Origin of the sequence: Pseudomonas sp. LPB4.O, assembly GCF_038383825.1 — a bacterium.
Lineage (GTDB): Bacteria > Pseudomonadota > Gammaproteobacteria > Pseudomonadales > Pseudomonadaceae > Aquipseudomonas > Aquipseudomonas putida.
Genome location: NZ_CP151298.1, coordinates 1,886,081 through 1,911,022 on the forward strand (window position 1 = coordinate 1,886,081; position 24,942 = coordinate 1,911,022).

General features: G+C 64.6%; 24 protein-coding genes. 15 read left to right on the top strand and 9 right to left on the bottom strand.

The window, feature by feature from the left end; all coding sequences use genetic code 11:
- The first annotated feature begins 158 nt into the window (after window positions 1–158).
- The 6 genes from sfnG to MRBLPB4O_RS08560 all read left to right on the top strand — a co-directional run bounded on the left by sfnG (window position 159) and on the right by MRBLPB4O_RS08560 (window position 7,410).
- Window positions 159–1,253, top strand: coding sequence for a dimethylsulfone monooxygenase SfnG (gene sfnG / locus MRBLPB4O_RS08535; RefSeq protein ID WP_341798081.1), 1,095 nt, complete (start codon window positions 159–161; stop codon window positions 1,251–1,253).
- 94 nt (window positions 1,254–1,347) lie between these two features.
- Complete coding sequence (locus MRBLPB4O_RS08540) at window positions 1,348–1,929, top strand: hypothetical protein (RefSeq protein ID WP_341798082.1); 582 nt, start codon at window positions 1,348–1,350, stop codon at window positions 1,927–1,929.
- Window positions 1,930–2,295: 366 nt separating this feature from the next.
- Window positions 2,296–2,778: a formate dehydrogenase subunit gamma gene (locus tag MRBLPB4O_RS08545; RefSeq protein ID WP_016500667.1), complete on the top strand. Its 483-nt coding sequence runs from the start codon at window positions 2,296–2,298 to the stop codon at window positions 2,776–2,778.
- Window positions 2,772–4,331 carry an NADH-ubiquinone oxidoreductase-F iron-sulfur binding region domain-containing protein gene (locus MRBLPB4O_RS08550; RefSeq protein ID WP_341798083.1) on the top strand — a complete coding sequence of 520 codons (1,560 nt, stop codon included), beginning with the start codon at window positions 2,772–2,774 and terminating at the stop codon, window positions 4,329–4,331. The genes MRBLPB4O_RS08545 and MRBLPB4O_RS08550 overlap by 7 nt, the downstream gene beginning before the upstream one ends.
- The gene (gene fdhF / locus MRBLPB4O_RS08555; RefSeq protein WP_341798084.1) at window positions 4,328–7,210 is read left to right on the top strand and encodes a formate dehydrogenase subunit alpha; all 2,883 of its coding nucleotides are present in this window, start codon (window positions 4,328–4,330) and stop codon (window positions 7,208–7,210) included. Before MRBLPB4O_RS08550 ends, fdhF begins: the two co-directional genes overlap by 4 nt.
- Complete coding sequence (locus MRBLPB4O_RS08560; RefSeq protein ID WP_174369982.1) at window positions 7,207–7,410, top strand: formate dehydrogenase subunit delta; 204 nt, start codon at window positions 7,207–7,209, stop codon at window positions 7,408–7,410. Before fdhF ends, MRBLPB4O_RS08560 begins: the two co-directional genes overlap by 4 nt.
- Window positions 7,411–7,457: 47 nt before the next feature.
- Here the strand turns inward: MRBLPB4O_RS08560 and MRBLPB4O_RS08565 are convergent, their stop codons facing one another.
- Window positions 7,458–8,321: a universal stress protein gene (locus MRBLPB4O_RS08565; RefSeq protein ID WP_341798085.1), complete on the bottom strand. Its 864-nt coding sequence runs from the start codon at window positions 8,319–8,321 to the stop codon at window positions 7,458–7,460.
- Between the two features lie 157 nt (window positions 8,322–8,478).
- On the opposite strand from MRBLPB4O_RS08565, the gene miaE reads away from it, so the two are divergent.
- The gene (gene miaE, locus MRBLPB4O_RS08570; RefSeq protein ID WP_016500662.1) at window positions 8,479–9,096 is read left to right on the top strand and encodes a tRNA isopentenyl-2-thiomethyl-A-37 hydroxylase MiaE; all 618 of its coding nucleotides are present in this window, start codon (window positions 8,479–8,481) and stop codon (window positions 9,094–9,096) included.
- A 22-nt stretch (window positions 9,097–9,118) separates the two neighbouring features.
- Here miaE and MRBLPB4O_RS08575 read toward each other — a convergent pair whose 3' ends face one another.
- Window positions 9,119–9,439 (bottom strand): DUF883 family protein, encoded by a 321-nt coding sequence (locus tag MRBLPB4O_RS08575; RefSeq protein WP_341798086.1) that lies wholly within the window; start codon window positions 9,437–9,439, stop codon window positions 9,119–9,121.
- Window positions 9,440–9,568: 129 nt separating this feature from the next.
- On the opposite strand from MRBLPB4O_RS08575, the gene MRBLPB4O_RS08580 reads away from it, so the two are divergent.
- Window positions 9,569–9,832 carry a hypothetical protein gene (locus MRBLPB4O_RS08580; protein WP_049273556.1) on the top strand — a complete coding sequence of 88 codons (264 nt, stop codon included), beginning with the start codon at window positions 9,569–9,571 and terminating at the stop codon, window positions 9,830–9,832.
- A 17-nt stretch (window positions 9,833–9,849) separates the two neighbouring features.
- On the opposite strand, the gene MRBLPB4O_RS08585 is transcribed toward MRBLPB4O_RS08580, so the two are convergent.
- Window positions 9,850–10,332 carry an LEA type 2 family protein gene (locus tag MRBLPB4O_RS08585; protein WP_341798087.1) on the bottom strand — a complete coding sequence of 161 codons (483 nt, stop codon included), beginning with the start codon at window positions 10,330–10,332 and terminating at the stop codon, window positions 9,850–9,852.
- Between the two features lie 135 nt (window positions 10,333–10,467).
- Here MRBLPB4O_RS08585 and MRBLPB4O_RS08590 point away from each other — a divergent pair, with 135 nt between their 5' ends.
- Window positions 10,468–11,592 carry a sigma-70 family RNA polymerase sigma factor gene (locus MRBLPB4O_RS08590; protein ID WP_341798088.1) on the top strand — a complete coding sequence of 375 codons (1,125 nt, stop codon included), beginning with the start codon at window positions 10,468–10,470 and terminating at the stop codon, window positions 11,590–11,592.
- A gap of 213 nt (window positions 11,593–11,805) precedes the next feature.
- A complete protein-coding gene (locus MRBLPB4O_RS08595; protein WP_341798867.1) occupies window positions 11,806–14,232 on the top strand; it encodes a TonB-dependent receptor in 2,427 nt (808 codons plus the stop codon).
- 38 nt (window positions 14,233–14,270) lie between these two features.
- Here MRBLPB4O_RS08595 and MRBLPB4O_RS08600 read toward each other — a convergent pair whose 3' ends face one another.
- The gene (locus MRBLPB4O_RS08600; protein ID WP_341798089.1) at window positions 14,271–15,161 is read right to left on the bottom strand and encodes a LysR family transcriptional regulator; all 891 of its coding nucleotides are present in this window, start codon (window positions 15,159–15,161) and stop codon (window positions 14,271–14,273) included.
- Between the two features lie 102 nt (window positions 15,162–15,263).
- Between MRBLPB4O_RS08600 and MRBLPB4O_RS08605 the strand changes: the two genes are divergently transcribed.
- The 5 genes from MRBLPB4O_RS08605 (at window position 15,264) to zapE (ending at window position 20,276) form a co-directional block, all read left to right on the top strand.
- Window positions 15,264–16,343: a polyamine ABC transporter substrate-binding protein gene (locus MRBLPB4O_RS08605; RefSeq protein ID WP_341798090.1), complete on the top strand. Its 1,080-nt coding sequence runs from the start codon at window positions 15,264–15,266 to the stop codon at window positions 16,341–16,343.
- 25 nt (window positions 16,344–16,368) lie between these two features.
- Window positions 16,369–17,334 (top strand): agmatinase, encoded by a 966-nt coding sequence (gene speB, locus MRBLPB4O_RS08610; protein ID WP_341798091.1) that lies wholly within the window; start codon window positions 16,369–16,371, stop codon window positions 17,332–17,334.
- Window positions 17,335–17,537: 203 nt separating this feature from the next.
- Entirely contained in the window at window positions 17,538–17,855 is a 318-nt protein-coding gene (locus tag MRBLPB4O_RS08615) for a hypothetical protein (RefSeq protein ID WP_063425292.1), read from the top strand.
- 22 nt (window positions 17,856–17,877) lie between these two features.
- The gene (locus MRBLPB4O_RS08620) at window positions 17,878–19,023 is read left to right on the top strand and encodes a PQQ-dependent sugar dehydrogenase (protein ID WP_341798092.1); all 1,146 of its coding nucleotides are present in this window, start codon (window positions 17,878–17,880) and stop codon (window positions 19,021–19,023) included.
- A gap of 146 nt (window positions 19,024–19,169) precedes the next feature.
- Window positions 19,170–20,276 carry a cell division protein ZapE gene (gene zapE, locus MRBLPB4O_RS08625; RefSeq protein ID WP_341798093.1) on the top strand — a complete coding sequence of 369 codons (1,107 nt, stop codon included), beginning with the start codon at window positions 19,170–19,172 and terminating at the stop codon, window positions 20,274–20,276.
- Window positions 20,277–20,356: 80 nt separating this feature from the next.
- On the opposite strand, the gene MRBLPB4O_RS08630 is transcribed toward zapE, so the two are convergent.
- The 5 genes from MRBLPB4O_RS08630 to MRBLPB4O_RS08650 form a co-directional block, all read right to left on the bottom strand.
- Window positions 20,357–21,355, bottom strand: coding sequence for an alpha/beta hydrolase (locus tag MRBLPB4O_RS08630; protein WP_341798094.1), 999 nt, complete (start codon window positions 21,353–21,355; stop codon window positions 20,357–20,359).
- 75 nt (window positions 21,356–21,430) lie between these two features.
- A complete protein-coding gene (locus MRBLPB4O_RS08635) occupies window positions 21,431–21,868 on the bottom strand; it encodes a YqaA family protein (protein ID WP_341798095.1) in 438 nt (145 codons plus the stop codon).
- The gene (locus MRBLPB4O_RS08640; protein WP_341798096.1) at window positions 21,868–22,296 is read right to left on the bottom strand and encodes a DUF411 domain-containing protein; all 429 of its coding nucleotides are present in this window, start codon (window positions 22,294–22,296) and stop codon (window positions 21,868–21,870) included. Before MRBLPB4O_RS08640 ends, MRBLPB4O_RS08635 begins: the two co-directional genes overlap by 1 nt.
- Before the next feature lie 14 nt (window positions 22,297–22,310).
- Window positions 22,311–23,174 (bottom strand): copper resistance protein B, encoded by an 864-nt coding sequence (locus MRBLPB4O_RS08645; RefSeq protein WP_341798097.1) that lies wholly within the window; start codon window positions 23,172–23,174, stop codon window positions 22,311–22,313.
- Complete coding sequence (locus tag MRBLPB4O_RS08650) at window positions 23,167–24,891, bottom strand: copper resistance system multicopper oxidase (protein ID WP_341798098.1); 1,725 nt, start codon at window positions 24,889–24,891, stop codon at window positions 23,167–23,169. Before MRBLPB4O_RS08650 ends, MRBLPB4O_RS08645 begins: the two co-directional genes overlap by 8 nt.
- Window positions 24,892–24,942 lie beyond the last annotated feature (51 nt).

Genomic DNA, 24,942 nt, shown 5'->3' on the forward strand with positions numbered 1-24,942 from the left:
TGTTGCGCAGGCAACAGTGATCCGACAGCGTGTTTGACCACATGCAGTCAACATCGTCGACTAATTCCACTAACCCGTTGAAAGTAAAGCAATCCAGCCGTTGGCACGCTTGCTGCTCATGCCTCCTTGAACCCCAAGGATTCTCAAGGAGCTTCCCCATGAGCCACACCCCACTCAAGTTCGCCTACTGGGTCCCCAACGTCAGCGGTGGCCTGGTGGTCAGCACCATCGAGCAACGCACCAGCTGGGACATCGACTACAACCGCAAGCTTGCGCAAATCGCTGAAAAAGCCGGCTTCGACTACGCCCTGTCGCAAATCCGCTTCACCGCCGGCTATGGTGCCGACAACCAGCATGAGTCGGTCACCATCAGCCATGCGCTGCTGGCTGCCACGGAAAAGCTCAAGGTCATCGCCGCCATCCTGCCAGGGCCGTGGAACCCGGCGCTGGCGGCCAAGCAGTTGGCCAGCATCGACCAGTTCACCAATGGCCGCATCGCCATCAACGTGGTCTCGGGCTGGTTCAAGGGCGAGTTCCACGCCATTGGTGAGCCGTGGCTGGACCACGACGAACGCTATCGCCGTTCCGAGGAGTTCATCCGCGCGCTCAAGGGCATCTGGACGCAGGACAACTTCACCTTCAACGGCGACTTCTATCGCTTCCGTAACTACAACCTCAAACCCAAGCCGCTGCAGCAGCCGCACCCCGAGATCTTCCAGGGCGGCAGTTCGCGTGCGGCGCGGGACATGGCCGCGCGGGTGTCGGACTGGTACTTCACCAACGGCAACAGCGTGGAAGGGATCAAGGCCCAGGTCGATGACATCCGCGCCAAGGCCGCAGCCAACGGCCACTCGGTCAAGGTTGGGGTAAACGCCTTCATCATTGCCCGCGACACAGAGGAAGAGGCGCGGGCGGTGTTGCAGGAAATCATCGACAAGGCCAACCCCGAGGCGGTGCGGGCGTTCGGCCACGAGGTAAAGCATGCCGGGGCAGCCAGCCCGGAGGGCGAGGGCAACTGGGCCAAATCCAGCTTCGAGGATCTGGTGCAGTACAACGATGGCTTCAAGACCAACCTGATCGGCACGCCTGAGCAAATTGCCGAGCGCATCGTTGCGCTGAAGGCAGTCGGGGTGGACCTGATTCTGTCCGGCTTCCTGCATTTCCAGGAGGAAGTGGCGTACTTCGGCGAGCACGTATTACCGCTGGTGCGTGAGCTGGAAGCCGGGCGCAGCGTAGACAAGGCAGTGGCCTGAGGCCTGGAGGCAGGGTGGCTTGGCACCCTGCCAGTATTGTCGGATTGTCGTGCAGGGGTTAGGTTGCCGGGCTTACTTCAAGGAAGATAACCCCATGAAACGGACCTTACCGCTCCTGTTCGCCTGCGCGATGTTCCCCCTGCAAGCCTGGTCAGCGCTTGAAATCGGCCAGTTCACCCTCGGCATGCCCAAGCCCCAGGTGTTGGCCATCCTGCAGCAGCAGTTTGGCGAGGTTGAGCATTTCACGGGGTATCACTATCAGGTACCGACCGAGTTCTACAAGGGCGCCGGCCCGAAGGGGGACCTCAACCTGGGCGGTATTCCCATCTCGCAGGTGCAGGCGGCGTTCAACGAGGCAGACCAGCTGCGCCAGGTTGAGGTGCGGTTGGATACCACCGATGAAGCGCGGGTGCAGCAACTACTGCCAATGACCAGGGATGCGAAGCCTGTGCCGGATACCGGTGGCCGGCTGGAAGCGTTTTCCGCAGATGGCGAACTGGTTTACTGGGTGTCCAGGAACTGGGACAGGACGGTGGTGACCATTGCCGACAAGGCCAGTTCGGAAGACAACATCAAGGCGCGGGCCAAAAGCGACGAGAAGTTTGCCCAGTTGAACCGCAAGTTCGACAAGTTGATCGAGACGGCCAAGGCGGTGGAGGGCAAGGGCGCGCCTTGATCGATGGCGAGGATCGGGCGGTCTGTGAAGGTGAGTCGCGTTTGCTGGGTGCCGATGGCTGCGACCTGTGCAACTGTTACAAGGATGGCGGGCTGGCCACTGCCCTGAAACCTCGCCTACCGTGCAGGGGGCGTGCACTTGGCGTCGGTTTCAGGATGCGCCTGGTCGTTCGCACGCAACCCCCTGGCGCCACAAGTGCCATGCTTGCAGGATGCCTTCGGACCAGCGTGCGCAGATGCGCGGCCGTGGGCAAGGAGGCCGTCGGCGCCGCGCAACCGTGACGTGGCCGATGTGCCGCAGCAGAACACGCTGGATACCTGCCCTCACAATAATTCAGGCGGGGTCCGTGATGCCGAGGTCCGCTGTATGCCTGATGAACTGCTCCACCTGCCCGTGATCCAGCGCATTCTGGCTCGCGACAAGGACGCCCCTGGTGCCTTGTTGCCTATCCTGCATGCCATCCAGCACGACATCGGTTTCATCCCCGATGCTGCTGTACCCGAAATTGCCCATGCCCTGAACCTCAGCCTGGCTGAAGTGCGCGGGGTGATCAGCTTCTACCACGACTTTCGTACATCGCCACCGGCGCGCCACACCCTGCGCCTGTGCCGCGCCGAATCGTGCCAGAGCCGTGGCGCCGAGGCCCTGGCCGCGCAACTGCGCGATCAGCTGGCACTGGACGACCATGGCACCAGCGCCGACGGTGCCATCAGCCTGCGGCCGGTGTACTGCCTGGGTGCTTGCGCCTGCTCGCCGGCCCTGGAGCTGGACGGCCAGGTGCATGCGCGGCTTACCCCTGAGCGCCTGCGTGCATTGGTAAACGCTTGCCGGGAGGACGCAGCATGCTGAAGCTCTACATCCCGTGCGATTCGGTGGCCCGTGCCGTGGGGGCCGACCAGGTTGCCGATGCCTTGCAGCGCGAGGCCGAGCGCCGCCAGTTGCCGCTGGATATCCAGCGCACCAGTTCTCGCGGGCTGTACTGGCTGGAGCCGCTGATCGAGTGCGACAGTGCGCAAGGGCGCTTGGGCTTCGGCCCGGTTACCCCACAAGACGTGCCGGCATTGCTCGACGCCCTGGCCGGTGAGCCAGGTGGCCACTCGCTGGCGTTGGGGCTGGTCGAAGAAATCCCTTACCTGAAAACCCAGCAGCGGTTGCTGTTCGCCCGCGCCGGCATCTCCCGCCCGTTGTCGCTGGACGACTATCGCGCCCATGGTGGTTTCGCCGGCCTTGAAGCGGCCGTGGCCCTGAACGGTGCCGAAGTGGTCGCGGCCGTGCTCGACTCCGGCCTGCGTGGCCGTGGCGGTGCGGCGTTCCCGGCCGGCATCAAGTGGCGCACCGTGCGCGACGCCGGGGCTGGGCAGAAGTACGTGGTGTGCAACGCCGACGAGGGCGATTCTGGCACCTTCGCCGACCGTATGCTGATGGAAGGCGACCCCTTCCTGCTGATCGAGGGCATGATCATTGCCGGCCTCGCCGTGGGGGCCGACAAGGGCTACATCTATGTGCGCTCGGAATACCCGGATGCCATCCGCGTGCTCGACCAGGCCATCGCCATCGCCCGTGATGCCGGCTACCTCGGCACCGACGTAGCCGGCAGCGGCCAGGCGTTCGACCTTGAAGTGCGGGTGGGTGCCGGTGCCTACATCTGCGGCGAAGAAACTGCGCTGCTCGAATCCATCGAGGGCAAGCGTGGCATTGTCCGTGCCAAGCCGCCACTGCCCGCGCTACAAGGCCTGTTCGGGCTGCCCACACTGGTGCACAACGTGCTCACCCTGGCTTCAGTGCCCATCATTCTCGCCAAGGGGGCAGCGTTCTATCGCGATTTCGGCATGGGCCGCTCGCTGGGCACCATGCCGTTCCAGCTGGCCGGCAATATCCGCCAGGGCGGCCTGGTGGAGCGTGCGTTCGGCCTGACCCTGCGCGAGCTGGTGGAGGGCTACGGCGGCGGTACGGCCAGTGGCCGGCCGCTGAAGGCTGCGCAGGTCGGCGGCCCGCTCGGCGCCTGGGTACCCCCCAGCCACTTCGACACCCCGCTGGATTATGAAGCCTTCGCCGCCATGGGCGCGATGCTCGGCCACGGCGGTGTGGTGGTGGCCGACGACACCCTGAACATGGCCAGCATGGCGCGCTTCGCCCTGCAGTTCTGCGCCGAAGAATCCTGCGGCAAGTGCACCCCATGCCGCATCGGCTCCACCCGTGGCATGGAAGTGGTCGACCGGTTGATCGCCACGACTGATTTCACCGAGCGCCACGACCAGGCCCTGTTGCTGCGCGACTTGTGCGACACCATGCAGTACGGCTCGCTGTGCGCCATGGGCGGCATGACTGCCTACCCGGTGGCCAGCGCCCTCAAGTACTTCCCCGCCGATTTTGGGCTGACCACCACGGAGGCCGCGCAGTGATCAATTTCTTCGACCCCGCTTCTGATAAAAGCAGCGACCTCGGTACCCCGGCCCGTGATAGCGAAGTGCAGGTCAGCCTGAGCATCGATGGCCGCGCCATCAGCGTACCTGCCGGCACCTCGGTGATGCGCGCTGCGGCCATGCTCGGCACCAGCATCCCCAAACTGTGTGCCACCGACAGCCTCGAAGCCTTCGGCTCATGCCGCATGTGCATGGTGGAAATCGACGGCATGCGCGGTTACCCGGCGTCCTGCACCACGCCGGTCAGCGAAGGCATGGTAGTGCGTACCGAAACGCCACGCCTGGCCGGCCTGCGCCGCAACGTGATGGAGTTGTACATCTCCGACCACCCGCTGGACTGTCTGACGTGCTCGGCCAACGGCAACTGCGAGCTGCAGACCGTGGCCGGCCAGGTGGGCCTGCGCGAGGTGCGCTACGGCTACGACGGCGCCAACCACCTGGCTGAGAAAAAGGACGTATCCAACCCGTATTTCGATTACGAGCCCAGCAAGTGCATCGTCTGCAGCCGCTGCGTGCGCGCCTGCGAAGACATCCAGGGCACCTTCGCCCTGACCATCACCGGCCGCGGTTTCGAGTCGCGGGTGGCGGCAGCGGGTGGCGATAACTTCCTCGCCTCCGAATGCGTGTCGTGCGGCGCCTGCGTCCAGGCCTGCCCAACCGCGACGCTGACGGAAAAGAGCCTGGTGCAGCTTGGTCAGCCTGAGCGTTCGGTGATCACCACCTGCGCCTACTGCGGCGTCGGTTGTTCGTTCCGCGCCGAAATGAAAGGCGACCAGCTGGTGCGCATGGTCCCGGACAAGAACGGTGGCGCCAACCACGGCCACGCCTGCGTCAAGGGCCGCTTTGCCTGGGGCTACGCCACCCACCCGGATCGCATCACCAAGCCGATGATCCGCAAGCGCCTGGAAGACCCGTGGCAGGAAGTGAGCTGGGACGAAGCGGTCACCTACGCTGCTAGCGAGTTCCGCCGCATCCAGCTCAAGTACGGGCGCGATTCCATCGGTGGCATTACCTCCAGCCGCTGCACCAACGAAGAAGCCTATCTGGTGCAAAAACTGGTGCGCACGGCGTTCGGCAACAACAACGTCGATACCTGCGCGCGGGTGTGCCACTCGCCCACCGGCTATGGTCTCAAGCAGACCCTGGGTGAGTCGGCCGGCACGCAAAGCTTCGATTCGGTGATGCAGGCAGACGTGGTGCTGGTGATTGGCGCCAACCCCACCGACGCTCACCCGGTGTTCGGCTCGCAGCTCAAGCGCCGCCTGCGCCAGGGTGCGCGGCTGATCGTGATCGACCCACGGCGCATCGACCTGGTCGACTCGCCGCACGCCCGCGCCGAGCTGCACCTGCAACTGCGCCCGGGCACCAACGTGGCCATGCTCAACGCCCTGGCCCACGTGATCGTCACCGAGGGCCTGCTGGCTCAGCGTTTCATCGATGCCCGCTGCGAAACCGAAGACTTTGCCCGCTGGCGCGACTTCGTCAGCCAGGCAGACAACGCTCCCGAGGTGCTGGGCCCGGTGTGTGGCGTGCCCGCCGAGCAGATCCGCGCCGCGGCGCGCCTGTATGCCACCGGTGGCAACGCGGCCATCTACTACGGGCTGGGCGTGACCGAGCACAGCCAGGGCAGCACTGCGGTGATGGGCATCGCCAACCTGGCCATGGCCACCGGCAATATCGGCCGTGAAGGGGTAGGGGTGAACCCGCTGCGTGGGCAGAATAACGTGCAGGGTTCGTGCGACATGGGCTCGTTCCCCCACGAGCTGCCCGGCTATCGGCATATTTCCAACGAGGGCGTGCGCGCCGAGTTCGAGCGCGCCTGGGGCGTGACCTTGCAGCCCGACCCGGGCCTGCGCATCCCCAACATGTTCGAGGCAGCGCTGGACGGCAGCTTCAAGGCCCTTTACTGCCAGGGCGAGGATATCGCCCAGAGCGACCCCAACACTCAGCACGTCACGGCGGCCTTGCACGCCATGGAATGTGTGGTGGTGCAGGACATCTTCCTCAACGAAACGGCCAAATTCGCCCATGTGTTCCTGCCGGGCTGCTCGTTCCTGGAAAAGGACGGCACCTTCACCAATGCCGAGCGGCGCATTTCGCGGGTGCGCAAGGTCATGGAACCGCTGGCCGGCAAGGCCGACTGGGAAGCGACCGTGGCCCTGGCCAACGCCTTGGGCTACCCGATGAACTACCGTCACCCGTCCGAGATCATGGACGAGATTGCCCGCCTGACGCCGACCTTCCGCCGCGTCAGCTACGCCGAAATCGACCGCCATGGCAGCCTGCAGTGGCCGTGCAACGACGCGGCGCCGGATGGCACGCCGACCATGCATATCGACCAGTTCGTCCGTGGCAAGGGCCGCTTCATGCTCACCGGCTATGTGCCCACCGACGAAAAGGTCAACAACCGTTACCCGTTGCTGCTCACCACCGGGCGCATCCTCAGCCAGTACAACGTCGGCGCCCAGACCCGGCGTACCGGCAACGTTGCCTGGCATGACGCCGACCGTCTGGAAATCCACCCGACCGACGCCGAAAGCCGCGGCATCCAGGACGGTGACTGGGTGGGCATCGGCAGCCGCGCGGGGCAGACCGTGCTGCGCGCCAAGGTCAGTGCGCGGGTAGCGCCGGGGGTGGTGTACACCACGTTCCACTTCCCCGAGTCGGGGGCCAACGTGATCACAACGGACAACTCCGACTGGGCCACCAACTGCCCCGAATACAAGGTGACGGCAGTGGAAGTGGTGAAAGTGTTCCAGCCATCGGAGTGGCAAAAGCGCTATCAGGACTTCAGTGACGAACAGCGGCGCTTGCTGCAGGAACGCCGTACAGCGGAGAAAGCCGAGGTGCGCCGATGAGCAGCGATAACCTGGTCAAGATGGCCAACCAGATTGCCCATTACTTCGACAGCGAGCCAAACCGGGCGCTGGCGGTGCAAGGGGTGCGCCAGCATTTGCAAAGCTTCTGGACGCCGGCCATGCGCCGGCAGCTGGCAGAATGGATCGAGGCCAATGCAGGAGAGGGGCTGGACCCGAAGGTGCTGGAGGCGATGCCGTAACGGGTCTGCGCGGTCCTACAGGGACCGCGCCAATTGTGGAAATTGCGTCAGCCGCGGGCTAGTTCGGCCTGGTGGGCGATGGCTTCTTCGCTCTTGAGCACCAGCACATCCCCCTCAAGCGCATCCAGTACCACCTCCGAAGTATTGCCAATCAACGCCCCGGAAATCCCCGTGCGGCACACCGTACCAATCACCGTCACCACCGCGTTCAGCAGTTTCTCGGTATGCGGAATCAGTACATCTGCCGGCCCTTCAGCCACATGCAGGCACTCCTCGCTGATGCCGTACTCTGCCTGGAACGCCTTGCACGCATCGCGGTAGCGCTGCTCGATGGTCTCGCTCAACTGGTACGTCGGGTCCGAGGCCGACAGCATTGGCGACGGGTGCGCGCTGATGACATGCAGTTCGCCCTTGGCCAGCCCGGCGATGGCGTAGCCATGGTCGATGATGCTCGCATGCAGGCGGCGGTGGTCGTCGTCCTGGTTGCCCACGTCTACCGCAGCCAGAATCTTGCCACCGGTCCACGGCCGTTCGCTCTTGACCATCAGCACGGCACACGGGCACTGGCGCAGCAGCTTCCAGTCACTGGGGGTGAGCAAGGCTTTTTTCAGCGGGTTGTCCGGGCGGTGTTCCTTGATCACCAGCTCGCAGCCCTCGGCCTGCTGCACATAGATGATGGTGTCGTGCAGGTTGTCGCGCCAGGCCTCCTCGTGGGTGACGTTGTCGTACCCGTCATCGTGCAACTGGCTACTCAGCAGGCTAAGCAGTGCAGTGTGGTCATGCTTTTTGTCACACATCAGCAGGTGCAGGCGTGCGCCAGTGACGCCGGCAATCAGCTTGGCCCGGGTCAGCGCCCGGCTGTGGGCGTGCTCGGGGTCGAGGACGACGAGGATGCTGCGGACGGCTTGCATGGGCGTTAGCTCCCTTCAAAGGTGGCGACCAATGCCTGACTATAGACGGCGCGCCCCCCGCTGGCGCTTGATGTACATCAACAAGCATAGTCACTGGCGCCGCCCGCCGCCGCCGGTATAATCGCCGGCCCTGCCTGTTCTGTGTGGTTGCATGCTTATGTCCCTGATCCCCGAAATCGATGCCTTTCTTGGCTGCCCGACGCCAGACGCCTGGATCGAAGCGGCGCTGGCCGACCAGGAAACCCTGCTGATCGACCACAAGAACTGCGAATTCAAGGCCGCGAGCACTGCCTTGAGCCTGATGGCCAAGTACAACACCCACCTCGACCTGATCAACATGATGTCGCGCCTTGCCCGCGAGGAGCTGGTGCACCACGAACAGGTGCTGCGCCTGATGAAGCGCCGTGGCGTGCCACTGCGGCCGGTGTCGGCGGGCCGCTATGCCTCGGGGCTGCGCCGCCTGGTGCGCGCCCACGAGCCGGTCAAGCTGGTGGACACGCTGGTGGTAGGGGCGTTCATCGAGGCACGCAGTTGCGAGCGCTTTGCTGCGCTGGTGCCGCACCTGGACGAAGAATTGGGCCGCTTCTACCACGGCCTGCTGAAAAGCGAAGCCCGCCATTACCAGGGCTACCTGAAACTGGCGCACAACTACGGTGATGAGGCGGACATCGCCCGCCGGATTGAACTGGTGCGCGCTGCAGAAATGGAGCTGATCCAGTCTCCGGACCAGGAACTGCGCTTCCACAGCGGTATCCCGCAAGCGCTGGCCGCCTGATTCGCACCAGGCGGCCCAGGCTTCAGTTGCGCCGCCCCAGCAGCAGGCCCACCACCAGCCCCAGGCCGGCGGAAATGGCGACGGTCTGCCAAGGGTGGCCGCCGATGTAGTCCTGGGTGGCGTGCACCACCGGTTGCGCTTTGTCGCGCATAGTGCCAGCGGCCTGGCGCGCCTGTTTCAGTTTCAGGCTGACCTGCGCTCGCAGGGTTTCTGCTTCTTCGCCGACCAGGGCGGCGCTGTCGTTCAGCAGCTTTTCCGATTCTTCGATCAGCGATTGCAGTTCGCTGAATACCTGGTCCTTGATCTGGTCGCTGTCCGCCAGTGTGGCGTTTTTACGGGCCATGAACTCGTCCTCGTTGATGGGGTGGTGTGAACAATGGATGCCGCTGCGTCGGGAAAGTTGCGGTGGCTTTCCGATGTTGGGTTGCCTGGGTGTAAGATAGCGGCCATTTTCAAACCTGCAGGTACCTTCATGAGTTTCAATCTGGCCAACATGAGCTTCGAGGAACGGGCGCAGATCGAGGCAGAGAAGGCGCGGCTGTTCGAGATGTGGCAGAGCAGCCTGGGCAAGGCCAAGGGCGATGCGGCCCGGCTGATCGCCGAAAAGCCCCGGCGCAAGGGTAAATGGGCCGAGTGGGTGCGCGCCGAACTGGAGGGCATGTCGCCGCCCGAATACGCCAGCATGGTGCGCAGCGAAGTCAACAAGCTGATGGCCGCCGCCAGCGCCAGCCGCTGAATACCCCTGGCGGGCGCTTACCAGGTCGCGCCTTTCGGCAGGTCCAGCTTGCCCTCGTCAGTAAAGCGCACGGTCCCCAGCAACCCGCCCGCCAGCTTGCCGCGCAGCTTGTAGGGCAAACCCTTCAGTGAGTCCACCGTGCCCAGCCCATAGGCCTGGCGCAGGAAGGAAAACGCCGTGATGCTCACCGGCACCACGATCACCGCTTCGTCATAGCGGCCAATATGCCCCTGCTGGTCGCTGACCCCGGCGGCCAGCGGCTGGCCGTTCACTTCCAGGTTCAGGGCAATGCCGTTGTAGTCGATCGGCGACTCGTTAGGGTTTTGCACGCGCATTTTCACCGCCATGCGCAGTTCCAGTTCTTGGCCGGGCAGCGGCTCGATGCCGATCACGCTGATGTTGACCGGGTCGCGTGGCTGGAACAGTGCGCAGGCACCCAGGCCATAGGCCATCAGCAGGACGAGAAGCAGGCGGCTACAGCGGTGCAGGCGGGCAGTCATTGCGGGCGACCTTGCAAGAGTGAGCGAACCGCCAGTGTGGCAAATGCGCGTCGGCGTTGAAAGTCTCCTTGCAGATGAAAGATACTGTTTCTCATTAACGCCCGATAACTCATCCTGCTGGCAGTGCCCAAACCCATGCTGACGTCACCCGTGTCGGGCCTGCTGGCGACTTTCCAGGAGCACTACGACGACCTGCTGCAGTTCCTGACGCGGCGCATGAGCGACCGCCAGCGCGCAGCCGACGTGGCGCAGGAAACCTATCTGAAGCTGGTGAAAGTCGATGAACAGGCGGTGCCGGTGCTGCACGCCCGTAGCTTCATCTTCCGCGTGGCCGGTAACCTGGCAATTGATGCCTTGCGCCGTGAGCAGCGCCTGGCTGCCAGCCATGACGACTGTGACGCAGCGGGTGAGCTGGCCTGCCCGGCGCCAGCGCCCGAGGCGATGTTGCTGGCCCGTGAGCGCCTGCAAATCCTTGACGATGCGCTGCTGAAACTGCCCGACAATGCCCGCCAGGCGTTGTTGCTGAACCGCGTCGAAGGCCTGACCCAGGCGCAGATTGCACAGCGGCTGGGGGTTTCCGAGAGCATGGTGGCCAAATATATCGGCCAGGCCCTGCGCCATTGTCGCGACTGGCTCAAGCAGGCCGGTGTGGCTGCCTCCGTGGTGTTGCTGGTTGCCGCTGTGGCGGGTTGGCAGCAGGCACCGGTGTTGTTGGCGGACTACCACACCGCTGTGGGTGAGCGGCAGGTGATTACCCTGGCGGACGGCACGCGGGTGACGCTGAACAGCGCCAGTGCGCTGAGTGTGGTGTTCAGTGAGCACGAACGCCGTGTGGTGCTGGCTGCCGGTGAGGCCTTGTTCGAGGCCACGGATGATCCGCGGCCGTTTGTGGTCGATACGGCAGGCGAGCGGGTGCAGGGTGGTGCCGCCACCTTCAGCGTGCGTCGCGATGGCCGCGTGGTGTTGGCACGCGGTGAAGCCAAGGTCGGCGAACATGAACTGGCGGTGGCGGCTGATGCCGGTGCGCAGATGGCCTGGCAGCGCGGCAAGCTCATCTTCAACGGCAAACCGCTGGGGCAGGTGCTGACGGAGCTTGAGCGTTACCGGCATGGGCGCATCGTGCTGTCTGATAGCAAGCTGGCGGCGATGGAGGTGAGCGGGGTGTTTGACCTTGACGAGCCTGAGGCACTGCTGCGCACGCTTGAGCAGCGGTATGGGCTGAAGGTTACCTACCTGCCGTGGTTGGCTGTGGTTCATTGATCAGCCTGTGCCGGCCTCTTCGCAGCACAAGGCTGCTCCTACAGGCATGTGCGGTTCCTGTAGGAGCAGCCTTGTGCTGCGAAGAGGCCGGCACAGAAATAAAAATATTTTCCATTTGGCACTGCAAGTTCCTGCAAGCCAGATCGTCGTAGTGGGACTGATCAGCAACCCATTCTCATTTACGACTTGTCAGGAAGCTCATTCGTGCCTCTGATGCTCAAGCCCTTGCACCGCAGTCGCGGTCCTCTTCACCATGCCCTGATGTCCTGCAGCGCCCTGGCCATGCTGGTCGGCCCGCTGCATGCGTCGGCCGCGACCACCGCCGAACAAACCCAGATGCAGGCTCGCCAGGTTCAGCTCGACCTGCCAGCGCAGCCGCTGGACCAGGCCCTGACCACCTTTGCCGACCAGGCCGGGCTGCACTTGCTGTACACCACAGGTGACGTCGCAGGTATTGCCAGCCCGGCGTTGCACGGCAGCTACAGCGTCGAGCAGGCCCTGCAGCAGTTGCTGGCCGGCAGCGGCATGAGCTGGCACTTCAGTGACGCGGGCACCGTGACCCTGCGCAAGGCCCAGGCAGCGCCACAGGCGGTCAACCTCAAGCCGATCGAAGTCAGCGTGGCCTCGCGCACCAGCACCGCAATCAGCGAAATCCCCGGCACTGTGTGGGTAGTCGACCAGCAGCAGCTGCGCGAGCAGATCGACAGCGGCGTCAGCCTGAAAGAAGCCATCGGCAAGCTGGTACCTGGCCTCGACCTTGCGCCGGAAGGGCGTACCAACTATGGCCAGAACATGCGCGGGCGCAACGTGCTGGTGATGATCGACGGGGTCAGCCAAAACAGCTCGCGCGGCCTGTCGCGTCAGTTCGACAGCATTTCGCCGTTCAACGTCGAGCGTGTCGAAGTGCTGTCTGGCGCCAGCGCCATCTACGGCGGTGGTGCCACTGGCGGCATCATCAACATCGTCACCAAGAAGGGCGAACCCGGGCCGGCGCGCTTCGAGACCCAGCTTGGCGCCAGCAGCGGGTTCAACAACAGCGATGACCTGGCCACCCGCTTCGCCCAGTCGATCAGTGGCGGCAACGAGCGGGTCAATGCCCGGCTGGGTATTTCCGGCGAGCAGAACGAAGCCTTCTACGACGGTGCCGGCGACCAGATCTTCATCGACAACACCCAGACCGACCTGCAATACAACCGCACCATCGACGTGCTCGGCACCCTGGGCTTGCAGTTGAACGACCAGCAGAGCCTCGACCTGCTGGCCCAGTACTACGACTCGGGCAACCACGGCAGCACGGGAATTTACTTTCCCAACCTCAACTACAACGCGCCATCCGACCTGGAAGACGCCGAGCTGCGCAGCGGCTATTCGTCCGACCTGGAGCCGCGTACCCGGCGTTTGTTGCTGAACGCTAATTACCACCACAGCGATGTTCTGGGCCAGGATTTCTACCTGCAGGCCTCGTACCGCAAGGAAGACGACAACTTCTACCCGTTCCCGTACTACAACCGCGCCACGCCCACCGGCTCGCGCGGGGTGTACTTTGCTGCCTCGCAGCAGAACTTCGAGGTCACCAGCCTCAAGGGCCTGTTCGCCAAACAGTGGGATACGTTGAAGCTGACCTATGGCCTCGACCTGGATCGCGAGCGCTTCAATGCCGAGCAGACCACCTTCAACGCCCTGACCTCGTCCGAATCGGGCGGCCTGGAGATGGAAAAGGACAGCAAGGCCGCGCGCTATCCCAGCTACCGGGTCGATGGTGTGTCGGTGTACGCCCAGCTGGACTGGCATGCCACCGACAACCTGACGCTCTCCGGCGGTGCCCGTCGCCAGCAGATGGACGTCGACGTCAGCGACTTCAAGGGCGTGCCGGGCGGTAGCAACGATTACCAGGTCAACCTGTTCAACATAGGCGCCATCTACGACTTCAAGAACGGCCACCAGGTATGGAGCAACTATGGCGAAGGTTTCGACCTGCCAGACCCTGCCAAGTATTACGGCAAGCCGGGCCTGAGCGTGGCCGACAACCCGCTGGCCGGCATCAAGAGCCGCCAGGTGGAACTGGGCTGGCGCTATGCCGACCTGGACTGGGATGCCCAGGCGGCGCTGTACTACATCTGGTCGGACAAGATCATCAACGTCGATTCGCAAACGCTGACGATCAACGTGGAAGAGCAGAAGAGCCGCGACTTCGGCTTTGAAGGTGCGCTAACCCGGCACTTCCAGACGGGCTGGGAAGCGGGCGGTACCCTGCACCTGACCCGCTCCGAGGAAGAGGCTGCCGACGGCGGGTGGAACAAGCGTGATGCCCGCTATGCATCCTTGTCCAAGGCCACTGCGTTTGTTGGCTGGAAGGGCGATGGCCGCAGTGCGCGGCTGCAAGCCAACCATGCGTTCAGCCTGAAGGACGATGCCGACCACGAGATCGACGGTTACACCACCTTCGATTTGCTGGGCAGCCAGGACACCGGCTTCGGCACCTTCAGTGCCGGCATCCAGAACCTGCTGGACAAGCAGTACAGCACGGTCTGGGGCCAACGCGCGACGCTGTTCTATTCGCCGACCTACGGCCCGGCGTACCTGTATGACTACCAAGGGCGCGGGCGCACCTACACCCTGACCTGGAGCATGGCTTACTAACCCTTCTCCAAGGCGTGCCCGGCCCTTGTAGGAGCGCATCAGGCAAACGCCGCGAGTAAATCCTCGGCAATCGCCTGCTGCGCTTCACCCGTCACCTGTGCCCGATGCCTGGCCAGGGTAAACGGCACCACAAAATCCAGCCCTGGGTTTAACGCCCACAACAACCCCTCCGCCTCCCAGGCGTGCGCGCAGTGGCAGGGCAGGTAACCAATATGCCGCCCCGACAGAATGAACGTCAGCACGCTCTCGATCTGCTCCGCCACAGCCATGCTGTGCCGGCTCTGGAACGGCTCACCGCCTTTGAGAAACCGGTATGGATGGCGCACCTGGTCCATCTCCAGCAACCGCTCAAGCTCAACACCCGATTCGCCGAACAGCACATGCCCCTTGCCGCAATACAGCCGTTGCGGTTCCTCGAACAATGGCTGGTAATCAAAGGCCGCCTGGTTGCCGGAGAAGTAGCTGATGGCGTAATCCAGCCGCTGCTCCAGCAACAACCGCTCCAGCTCCGCCGGTGGTGCACTGATCAGCTCCAGCTGCACTGATTCCTCTCGTGTGCGGAACGCGGCAATGGCCGCCGCCAGTTTCAGGCTCACTGCCTTGTCCTGGTTTTCCGCCATGCCGATGCGCACGGTCCCTAGCAACCGCCCGGCAACGCCGGTGGCCTGCTGGCGAAACTGCTCGATGTTCAGCAGCAGCCCGCGCGCTGCATCCAACAGCAACGCGCCTTTCTCCGTCAGGTGAAAGCCACCTTTGCCTCGGCTGCACAGGCGGTAGCCAAGGCGTGTTTCCAGCTGCGCCATGCGCTGGCTGATGGTGGGCTGGCTCAGGCCCAGCACGCCTTGCGCGGCGCTGAAGCCCCCGGCCTCGACTACAGTGACGAACAGCCGCAGCAGGTGCAGGTCGGGATCGTGCACTTGTCCGAGCATTACATTGCTCCTGATGAATGTCAGCTTTGCAAACTTGCCATTTCTGCAATGTAACCCGGCTGGCATGCTCGCGGCATCCACCCATTTGCCGAGGTGTCCGTCATGCGTCGATCGTTGTGCCTGTTGTCCCTGGTTCTGGCCCTGCCGCTGCAGGCCGAAGAAAAGGTCGTCAACCTCTACAGCTGGGCCGACTACGTCGCCCCGCAAACCCTTCAGCGTTTCGAACAGGAAACCGGCTACAAGGTGCGGTATGACACCTTCGACACCACCGAAGTGCTGGAGACCAAGTTACTCACCGGTGGCAGTGGTTACGATGTGGTGGTGCCATCGTCGACCGTGCTGGCTCGGGCGCTGAAGGCCAATGCCCTGCAAGCGCTCGACCCCCAGGCCATGCCCGGCTACAGCAACCTCGACAAGGACCTGCTGGCCAAGCTCGCCGAGGCCGACCCCGGCAACCGCCATGCCGTGCCGTACACCTGGGGTACGCTGGGCCTTGGGGTGAATGTGGAGGCGGTGCGCCAGCGCCTGGGCGACGTGCCGCTGGACAGCCTCGACCTGCTGTTCAAGCCCGAATACGCCAGCCGGTTGAAGGACTGTGGCATCGCCATGCCCGATTCGCCGCAGGAAGTGATTGGCGTGGCCCTGAACTACCTCGGCAAGGACCCTTACAGCCAGGACAAGGATGACCTGGCCGCCGCGCAGCAGCTGCTGAGCCAGCTGCAACCCTCGATCAGCTACGTCGCCAATGGCCGGCAGATCAGCGACCTGGCCAACGGTAGCGTGTGCCTGGCGCTGACCTACAACGGCGATGCCGCGATGGCGGCCGACCAGGCCCGCCGCGCTGGCAAGCCGTTCGAGCTGATCTACCGCATCCCGCGTGAAGGCACGCTGGTGTGGCAGGACAACCTGGTCATCCCCAAGGACGCGCCGCACCCCGAGGCCGCGCGGGCGTTCATCGTATTCATGCTCAAGCCCGAGTCGGTGGCTGCGCTGACCAACACACTGTTCTTTGCCAACGCCAACCAGGCTGCCACGCCGTTGGTGGACGAGGCGGTGCGCAATGACCCGGACATCTACCCGCCTGCCGAAGTGCGCCAGCGCCTGTTCGCCGACCGCAGCATGGCCCTGGCCGACCTGCGCCAGCGCAACCGCCTATGGACGGCCTTTCGCAGCCGCCAGTGACTGATAACAACCAAGGAGCCCGACCGTGGAGCAAGCCGCAAGCAACGACCAGGCGATGACTCGCGACAGCCTGTATGGCACTGCCGCTGAAAGTACCTACGCCGGCATTACCAGTTTCTCCCGCCGCCGCTACAGCCGCGATTTGCGTGGTGTGGATGTGGTGGTCAGCGGAGTGCCGTTCGACACTGCCACCAGCAACCGCCCAGGTGCGCGTTTCGGCCCGCGGGCGATCCGCGCCGCCTCGGTGCAGCAGGCCTGGGCCCGGCACTGGCCGTGGGCGTTCGACCCGTTCGACCACTTGGCAGTGATCGACTATGGCGACTGCGCCTTCGACAGTGGCACACCGCAGTCGGTGCCGGACAGCATCGAGGCCCATGCCACCCATATTCTGGAAGCGGGCTGCGCCATGCTTACCCTCGGTGGCGACCACTTCATCAGCTACCCGCTGCTCAAGGCCCACGCCCGCCGCCATGGCCCGCTGGCGCTGATCCACTTCGATGCCCACAGCGACACCTGGCCGGACGAGGAGGGCAAGCGTATCGATCATGGCACCATGTTCTGGCATGCCGCCCGTGAGGGCCTGGTTGATCCTGCCTGTTCGGTGCAGATCGGCCTGCGCACCACCAATGACGACAGCCAGGGCTTTGCCATCCTCGACGCCCGCCAGGTGCACCGTCAGGGCACCGAGGCGGTGATTGCGGCAATTCGCCAGCGTGTAGGTGAGCGGCCGGTGTACCTGACCTTCGACATCGACTGCCTCGACCCGGCCTATGCGCCTGGCACAGGTACGCCGGTGTGTGGTGGGTTGAGCACGGTGCAGGCGCTGGAGATTCTGGGCGGGCTGCGGGGGATCAACCTGGTGGGCATGGACCTGGTGGAGGTGGCGCCGGCTTATGACCATGCTGATATCACTGCGCTGGCGGGGGCGACCCTGGCGATGGAAATGCTGTGCCTGTATGCGGCGCGGCACAGGGTAGACAAGAGCCAGTGATCCGGGGCCGCTTTGCGGCCCATTCGCAGCACAAGGCTGTTCCTGCAGGGCCTTGCGTCCCAATGGTCTGCAAAGCAGCCCCACGAGCACATACTGAAACATCAGGAATCATCTCCGCCCAAATTCACACTTTTGTCTCGAACCCCTCGCGCCTTAGGCTATCAAACCCACGAGGCGCGGCATTTTCGTACAGGAGGTGAAGCATGAACCCGACATTGCCCATCCTGGCCCTGGGCCTGGCCTTGTGCCTGCCTGCGCACGCTGCCCCGCAACAGCCTTTGCAGCTTGCCGCTGGCAACAACAACCCCTACAACAGCCCGATCCAGCGCGCCAACCCCAACAGCCGCCAGGGCAGTATGCCGGCCACGCCCCCAGTGCGCGGCCCGTCCACCGACCCGTACCAGCGCACGCCCAGCCTGGACAACCGCGGCATCGGCAACGGCGACAACCTGCGTCGGCAGCAACAAACCCCAAACCTGGAACCGAGCCGGCCGCCCCGCGACAGCACGCGGGCGCCGTGAGCCCATACGGAAGGAATCCTGCATGCCCAGAGCAACCTGGCTAGCTACCCTGACTGCCGCCGCACTCATGCCCCTGCTGGCACAGGCGGCGGCAGAGCAACAGTTTCGCAGCGAAGAAGGCACGTTGACCGTCACCACCCTGGCCGACGGCCTGCGCAATCCTTGGGCGCTGGCATTTCTGCCGGGCGGCAAGGACATGTTGGTAACCGAGCGCGCCGGCAACCTGCGGGTGGTCAACGCTGAAGGCAAGGTCGGCCCGCCGATCAGCGGCGTGCCCAAGGTCTGGGGCGAGGGCCAGGGTGGCTTGCTGGACGTGGTGCTGTCACCGCAGTTCGACAAGGACCGTACCGTGTACCTGTCCTACGCCGAGGAGGGCAGTGACGGCAAGGCCGGTACCGCCGTCGGTCGTGGCCAGCTGTCCGAAGACCGCGCGCGGCTGGATAACTTCAGCGTGATCTTCCGCCAGCAGCCCAAGCTGTCGGTGGGCAACCACTTCGGCTCGCGCCTGGTGTTCGACCGCGACGGCTATCTGTTCATCGCGTTGGGTGAGAACAACCAGCGCCCCACTGCCCAGGATCTGGACAAGCTGCAAGGCAAGATCGTGCGCATCTTGCCGGATGGCGAAGTGCCCAAGGACAACCCCTTCGTCGGCAAGGACAACGTGCGGCCGGAGATCTGGTCGTTCGGCCACCGCAACCAGCAGGGCGCCGCGCTCAACCCCTGGACCGGCAAGCTGTGGACCCACGAGCACGGCCCGCGCGGTGGCGACGAAATCAACATCCCCGAGCCCGGCAAGAACTATGGCTGGCCGATTGCGACCCATGGCATCAACTACTCGCTGCTGCCGATACCCGAGGCCAAGGGCAAGCATGTGGACGGCATGGTCGACCCACACCATGTGTGGGAGAAGTCACCGGGTATCAGCGGCATGGCGTTCTACGACAGCCCGACATTCAAGGCTTGGGACCACAACCTGTTCATTGGTGCACTGGCGACACAGGAGCTGATCCGTTTGCAGTTGAAGGGCGACAAGGTGGTGCATGAGGAGCGTTTGCTCGGTGACTTGAAGGCGCGTATCCGCGATGTGCGGGTTGGGCCGGATGGCTACATCTATGTGCTGACCGATGACAAGGACGGCGCATTGCTGAAGGTAGGCCTGGCCGACTGACGCGGTCCCTGTAGGAGCGGCCTTGTGCCGCGATGGGCCGCAGAGCGGCCCCAACAATCTATGCTGCAATGCCGAAGTCCTGGGGCCGCTGCGCGGCCCATCGCGGCACAAGGCCGCTCCTACAGGGACCTGTGTAGAATGCGGCCATGGCCATCACTCCCCAATCCCTTTACCAGCAAGCCCTGAGCACTCAGGGCTACGCTGACGACCCTGCCCAGGCCCGCGCCGTCAATGCCTTGCAGGCCTGCTTCCTGGCTGTCGAGCAGGGCCGCCCCACCCAGGGCATCTACCTCTGGGGCCCGGTCGGCCGGGGCAAGACTTGGCTGATGGACCAGTTCCACCGCTGCTTGTGCGTATCCAGCCGGCGCCAGCACTTTCATCACTTCATGGCCTGGGTCCACCAGCGCCTGTTCCAGCTCAATGGCACCGCCGACCCGCTGCTGGCGTTGGCCCGGGAGCTGGCCGGGCAGATCCGCGTGTTGTGCTTCGACGAACTGTTCGTCAACGACATTGGCGACGCGATCATCCTCGGCCGCTTGTTCCAGGTACTGTTCGACCAGGGCGTGGTGATCGTCGCCACCTCCAACCAGCCACCCGACCATCTCTACCGCGACGGTTTCAACCGCGAGCGGTTCCTGCCGGCCATCGCCGCCATTGAGCGGCACATGCAGGTACTGCCGGTGACGGGCGAGCAGGACCACCGCCTGCACCCCGGTGCAGAACGGCAGCGCTACTGGGTTGCAGCGACAGGGCAGGCCAGCCCGCTGGGCGAGGTGTTCTGCCAGCTCAGCCCGGATCACACGGGTACTGATCAGCCCTTGGTTATCGGCTCCAGGCAGGTACAGGTCGTGCGGCGCAGCGAGCAGGCTATCTGGTGCCGCTTCACCGACCTGTGCGAACAACCGCTGGCGGCCATGGAATTCATGGCACTTTGCGACCGTTTTCCGGCCATCCTGGTGTCGGGTATTCCGGCGCTGGGCGGTAAGCAGCAGGCCGGTCGCATTGCGCGTGGCACTGAAGATGGTGCGGCGCGGGTGGTGGCAGGCGACCGTGAGCTGCCGGCGCTGTCGCCCAAGGACGATGCGGTACGCCGCTTCATCGCGCTGGTCGATGAGTGCTACGACCGCCGTGTGGCACTGTACCTCGAGGCCGAGGTGCGGCTGGAAGAGCTGTATACGCAGGGGTATCTGGCATTCCCGTACCAGCGGACCTTGAGCCGGTTGCGGGAGATGCAACTGCAACGGTTTGGCTGAACGGTGCAGGGGGCCGCTGTGCGGCCCATCGCGACGCAAGGCCGCTCCCACAGATACCGTGCTGGTCTCGAGCCGCCGTTTTACTTGGCCAGCCACTCGACCAGCGTGCGGTTGAACCGCACGGGTTCTTCGATCTGCGGCGCATGCCCCATGCCTTCGAAGGTGATCAGTTCACCTTTGGGGATCAGCTTGGCCACCTGCGGGCCAAGCACTTCATACTTGCCCAGCTTCGCCTTTACCTCCGGCGGTGCGATATCGCTGCCAATGGCCGTGGTGTCCTTGTCGCCGATCAGCAGCAAGGTCGGCATTTGCAGGTCCTTGAACTCGTGGTACACCGGTTGGGTGAAAATCATGTCGTAGATCAGCGCCGAGTTCCACGCCACCGCTTCATGCCCCGGCCCCTTGTTCAGGCCCGCCAGCATCTGTACCCAGCGCTCGTACTCCGGCTTCCAGCGCCCGGCGTAGTAGGTCTTGCGCTCATACTCGCGCACGCCCTCGGCATCCAGCTTGAGCTCGCGCGCATACCACTGGTCCACCGTACGGTAGGGCACGCCCAGCGCTTTCCAGTCCTCCAGGCCAATCGGGTTGACCATGGCCAGGCGTTCCACCTGCTGCGGGTACATCAGCGCATAGCGGGTGGCGAGCATGCCGCCCGTGGAATGCCCGAGCACGATGGTTTGCCTGATACCCAGCTGTTCGAGCAAGGCATGGGTGTTGTCGGCCAACTGCTGGAAGCTGTACTGGTAATGCGCGGGCTTGCTGGAAGTGCAGAAGCCGACCTGGTCGGGGGCGATGACCCGGTAACCGGCCTTGCTCAGGGCGTCGATGGTGGTTTCCCAGGTGGCGGCGCAGAAGTTCTTGCCGTGCATCAGCACCACGCTGTGGCCGTTGGCTTGGCCTTGTGCGGGGACGTCCATGTAGCCCATCTGCAGGGACTGGCCCTGGGACTTGAAGTCAAAGTGCTTGAGCGGGTGGGGATAGCTGAAGCCTTCGAGCTGGGGGCCGTAGGTAGGCGTTTCGGCGGCGATGGCCGGGCTGCCGGCAAGGCAGGCCAGGGCCAGGGCGGTTGCGCGCAGCATGGGGGCACTCCGTGTAGGGCCATATAGGAGAAGGCGACTTTAGCAGCCAGGCGCGCGCCGGGAACGTGAAAGGTGTTACCAGGCGTGAAACCAGCCCAGGGTAATCATCGCCAGCACCGCATAACGGCCAGCCTTGGCCAGGGTCACCAGCAGCAGGAAGCGCCAGAACGGCTCCCGCATGATCCCGGCGACCAACGTCAGCGGGTCGCCGATCACCGGCATCCAGCTGAGCAGCAACGACCATTGCCCCCAGCGCTGGTAACGCTGCTGCGCGCGCTGCAGTTGGGCAGCGGTGAACGGGAACCAGCGTTTGTCGCGCAGGTGCTCGACGGCGCGGCCCAGCAGCCAATTGACGACCGAACCCAGCACATTGCCCAGAGTGGCCACCAGCAGCAGGGTTGCCCAGGCCTCGGGCTGGCGCAGCAACAGGCCGACCAGCACGGCCTCCGATTGCAGCGGCAGCAGGGTGGCGGCGCCGAAGGCGCTGAGAAACAGCGCCCACAAGCTGAGCATCAGTAGTTGGCTACAACGGTGTCCTGGCCATCCTGGGTGACGCCGATGACCTGGTAGGCATCCTTGTGGTCACCCATTTCCATGCCGGGCGAGCCCATGGGCATGCCCGGTACGGCCAGGCCCTTGAGGTCGCTACGCTTTGCCAGCAGGCGCACTTGCTCGGCCGGCACATGGCCTTCGACGAACTTGCCGTCGATCACCCCGGTGTGGCACGACGCCAGGCGCGGCGCCACGCCCAGGCGCTGCTTGACCGCGCTCATGTTCGGCTCGACGTGGTCGTTGACGGTGAAACCATTGTCACGCAGGTGGCTGATCCAGGCCTTGCAGCAGCCGCAGTTGGGGTCGCGGTAGACGTCGATGGTCTCGGCGGCCTGGGCCAGGCCGGTGATGGCCAGCAGGCCCAGGGCCAGCAGGTGTTTGCGCAGCATGGTGAGGCACTCCTTTAGAAACGCAGGCGGATACCGGCAACCAGGCGGGTCTGGCCCAGGTCTTCGCCGTCTTCGCGGGCCTGGTCGGCACGCGTGCCGTGCAGGCGATTGAAGCTGACCCCGATGTAGGGCGCGAAACCGCGCGTGATCTCGTAGCGCAGCCGCAGGCCCACCTCGCTGTCGGCCAGCCCAGCGCCTTGCTCGCGCCTGGCGTCGTTGCGGCCGTAGAGGTTGGCTTCCAGGTTCGGTTCCAGTATCCAGCGGTTGGTCAGCAGCATAGCGTAAGCGGCTTCCAGGCGCAGCGCGGTCTGTTGCCGCTCGCCGGCGTAGGCGGTGGCTTGCAGCTCCAGGCCATACAGCGGCGTGCCTTGAATGCCGAAGCCGGCCCAGGTCTGGCCGCTGGCGGGCTTGAAGTCCTGGCGCACGCCGGCCACCAGCTCCCACCACGGGCTCACGGCATGGCCCCACAGCGCCTGCACTTCGGCCTTGTGCGTCTTGCCTTGCTCGCGTTCGCCTTCCGTGCGCAGCCACAGGCGGTCGATATCGCCGCCGACCCAGGCCGTGGCGTTCCAGTTCAGCGCACTGTTGCCCTCGAAGTTCTGGTATTCGAGCTTGTCGACGATCACGGCCCAGTTCAGCGCCCGGTCGTGTACCTGGTGCCCAGGCAGTGGCGGGAAGGCGGCGCGGCGGTCGGCGTCGGTGATTGCAGGCAGGGGCGTGCGCGGCGGGCTGGGCGTAGCCGGGCCATGGCTCATGCTTTCATGGTTCATCTGGCCATGGTTCATGTGCGCCATGCCAGCGGCCAGCGCACGTTCGCTGGCGAACAGGGTCAGCAGGGCCACGCCGGCCACGACGCTGCGGTTGCGTGTGTCATTCATCGACGCGTACCTCGCGGAACATGCCGGTCTCCATGTGGTAGAGCAGGTGGCAGTGGTAGGCCCAGCGGCCAAGGGCGTCGGCAGTCACCCGGTAGGAACGTCGGCTGCCGGGCGGGATGTCGACGGTGTGCTTGCGCACCAGAAACTGGCCGTGCTCGTCTTCCAGGTCGCTCCACATGCCGTGCAGGTGGATGGGGTGGGTCATCATGGTGTCGTTGACGAGGGTGATGCGCACCCGCTCGCCGTAGGCCAAACGCAACGGCTCGGCATCGCTGAACTTGACGCCGTCGAACGACCAGGCGAAGCGCTCCATGTGGCCGGTCAGGTGCAGCTCGATGTCGCGGGATGGCGTGCGGCCGTCCGGGTCGGGGTAGGGGCTGCGGAGGTCGGCGTAGGTCAGCACGCGGCGGCCATTGTTGCGCAGGCCTATGCCAGGGTCGGCCAGGTTGGCGCGCGGGGCCATGGTCTGCATGTCCACCAACGGGTTGCCGGTTTCACTGGCCGGGTGTTGTTGCATCGCTGACATGGCCGTGTGGTCCATGCCGGCCATGTTGCTGTGATCCATGCCGGTCATGTCGCTGTGATCCATGCCCGCCATGGCGCCCATGCCGCCGTGGCCCATGTCGTCCATGCTCAGCACCGGGCGCGGGTCGGGGGCAGGCACCGGGGCCTGCAGCCCGGTGGCGCGGGCCAGGGTGCCGCGGGCGAAGCCGGTACGGTCCATGCTCTGGGCGAACAGGGTGTAGGCAGGTTGGTCGCCCACGGTCACCAGCACGTCATAGGTTTCGGCCACGGCAATGCGCAGCTCATCCACGCTCACCGGCGTCACCGGCAAGCCGTCGGCGGCGATCACCGTCAGCTTCAGCCCGGGGATACGGAAATCGAAATAGGTCATGGCCGAGGCGTTGATCAGCCGCAGGCGCACGGTTTCGCCCGGTTGGCACAGGCAGGTGAAGTTGCCCTCCGGCGGCTGGCCATTGAGTAGGTAGGTATAGGTGGCGGCGCTGATGTCGGCGAGGTCGGTAGGGCTCATGCGCATGCGCGCCCATGCCGTGCGCTCGGCGACGGTGGGGCTCCAGCCGTTGTCGGCCAAGTCATCGATGAAATCGCCGACCGTGCGCTTGTGGTAGTTGTACGCGTCGGACTGTTTCTTCAGGGTGGACATCAGCTGTTCCGGCGCCTGGTCCGACCAGTCGCTGAACAGCAGCACGTGGTCGCGCTGGTAGTGGTGCGGTTCGGGTTCGCGCGGCTCGATCACGATGGCCCCGTATACTCCGGCCTGTTCCTGCAACCCTGAATGGCTGTGGTACCAGTAAGTTCCACTTTGGCGCAAGGTGAACCGGTACAGGTAGACCCCGCCGGGTTCAATGCCGGCGAAGCTCAGGCCAGGTACGCCGTCCATGTTGGCGGGCAGGATGATGCCGTGCCAGTGGATCGAGGTGTCCTGTGCCAGCCGGTTACGCACGCGCAGGGTCACGGTGTCGCCTTCGCGCCACCGCAGCACCGGGCCGGGCAGGCTGTTGTTGATGGTCAGTGCGGTGCGCGGGCGGCCGGTGATGTTGACCGGGGTCTGGCCGATGAACAGCTCGAAGTGCTGGCCGGCCAGGTCCTGGCCTTCGGCGGCCTGGGCCAGCGGGCGCCACAGCCCCAGGCCCGCCAGTGTGGTGGCGGCGCCCAGGCCTTTGACGAAGGTACGGCGGGTGGGGGTGCGCAACATGGCGTGGCCTCATGCGGGGGAGCCACGATGTTCGCTGCAGGCGCCTGTCAG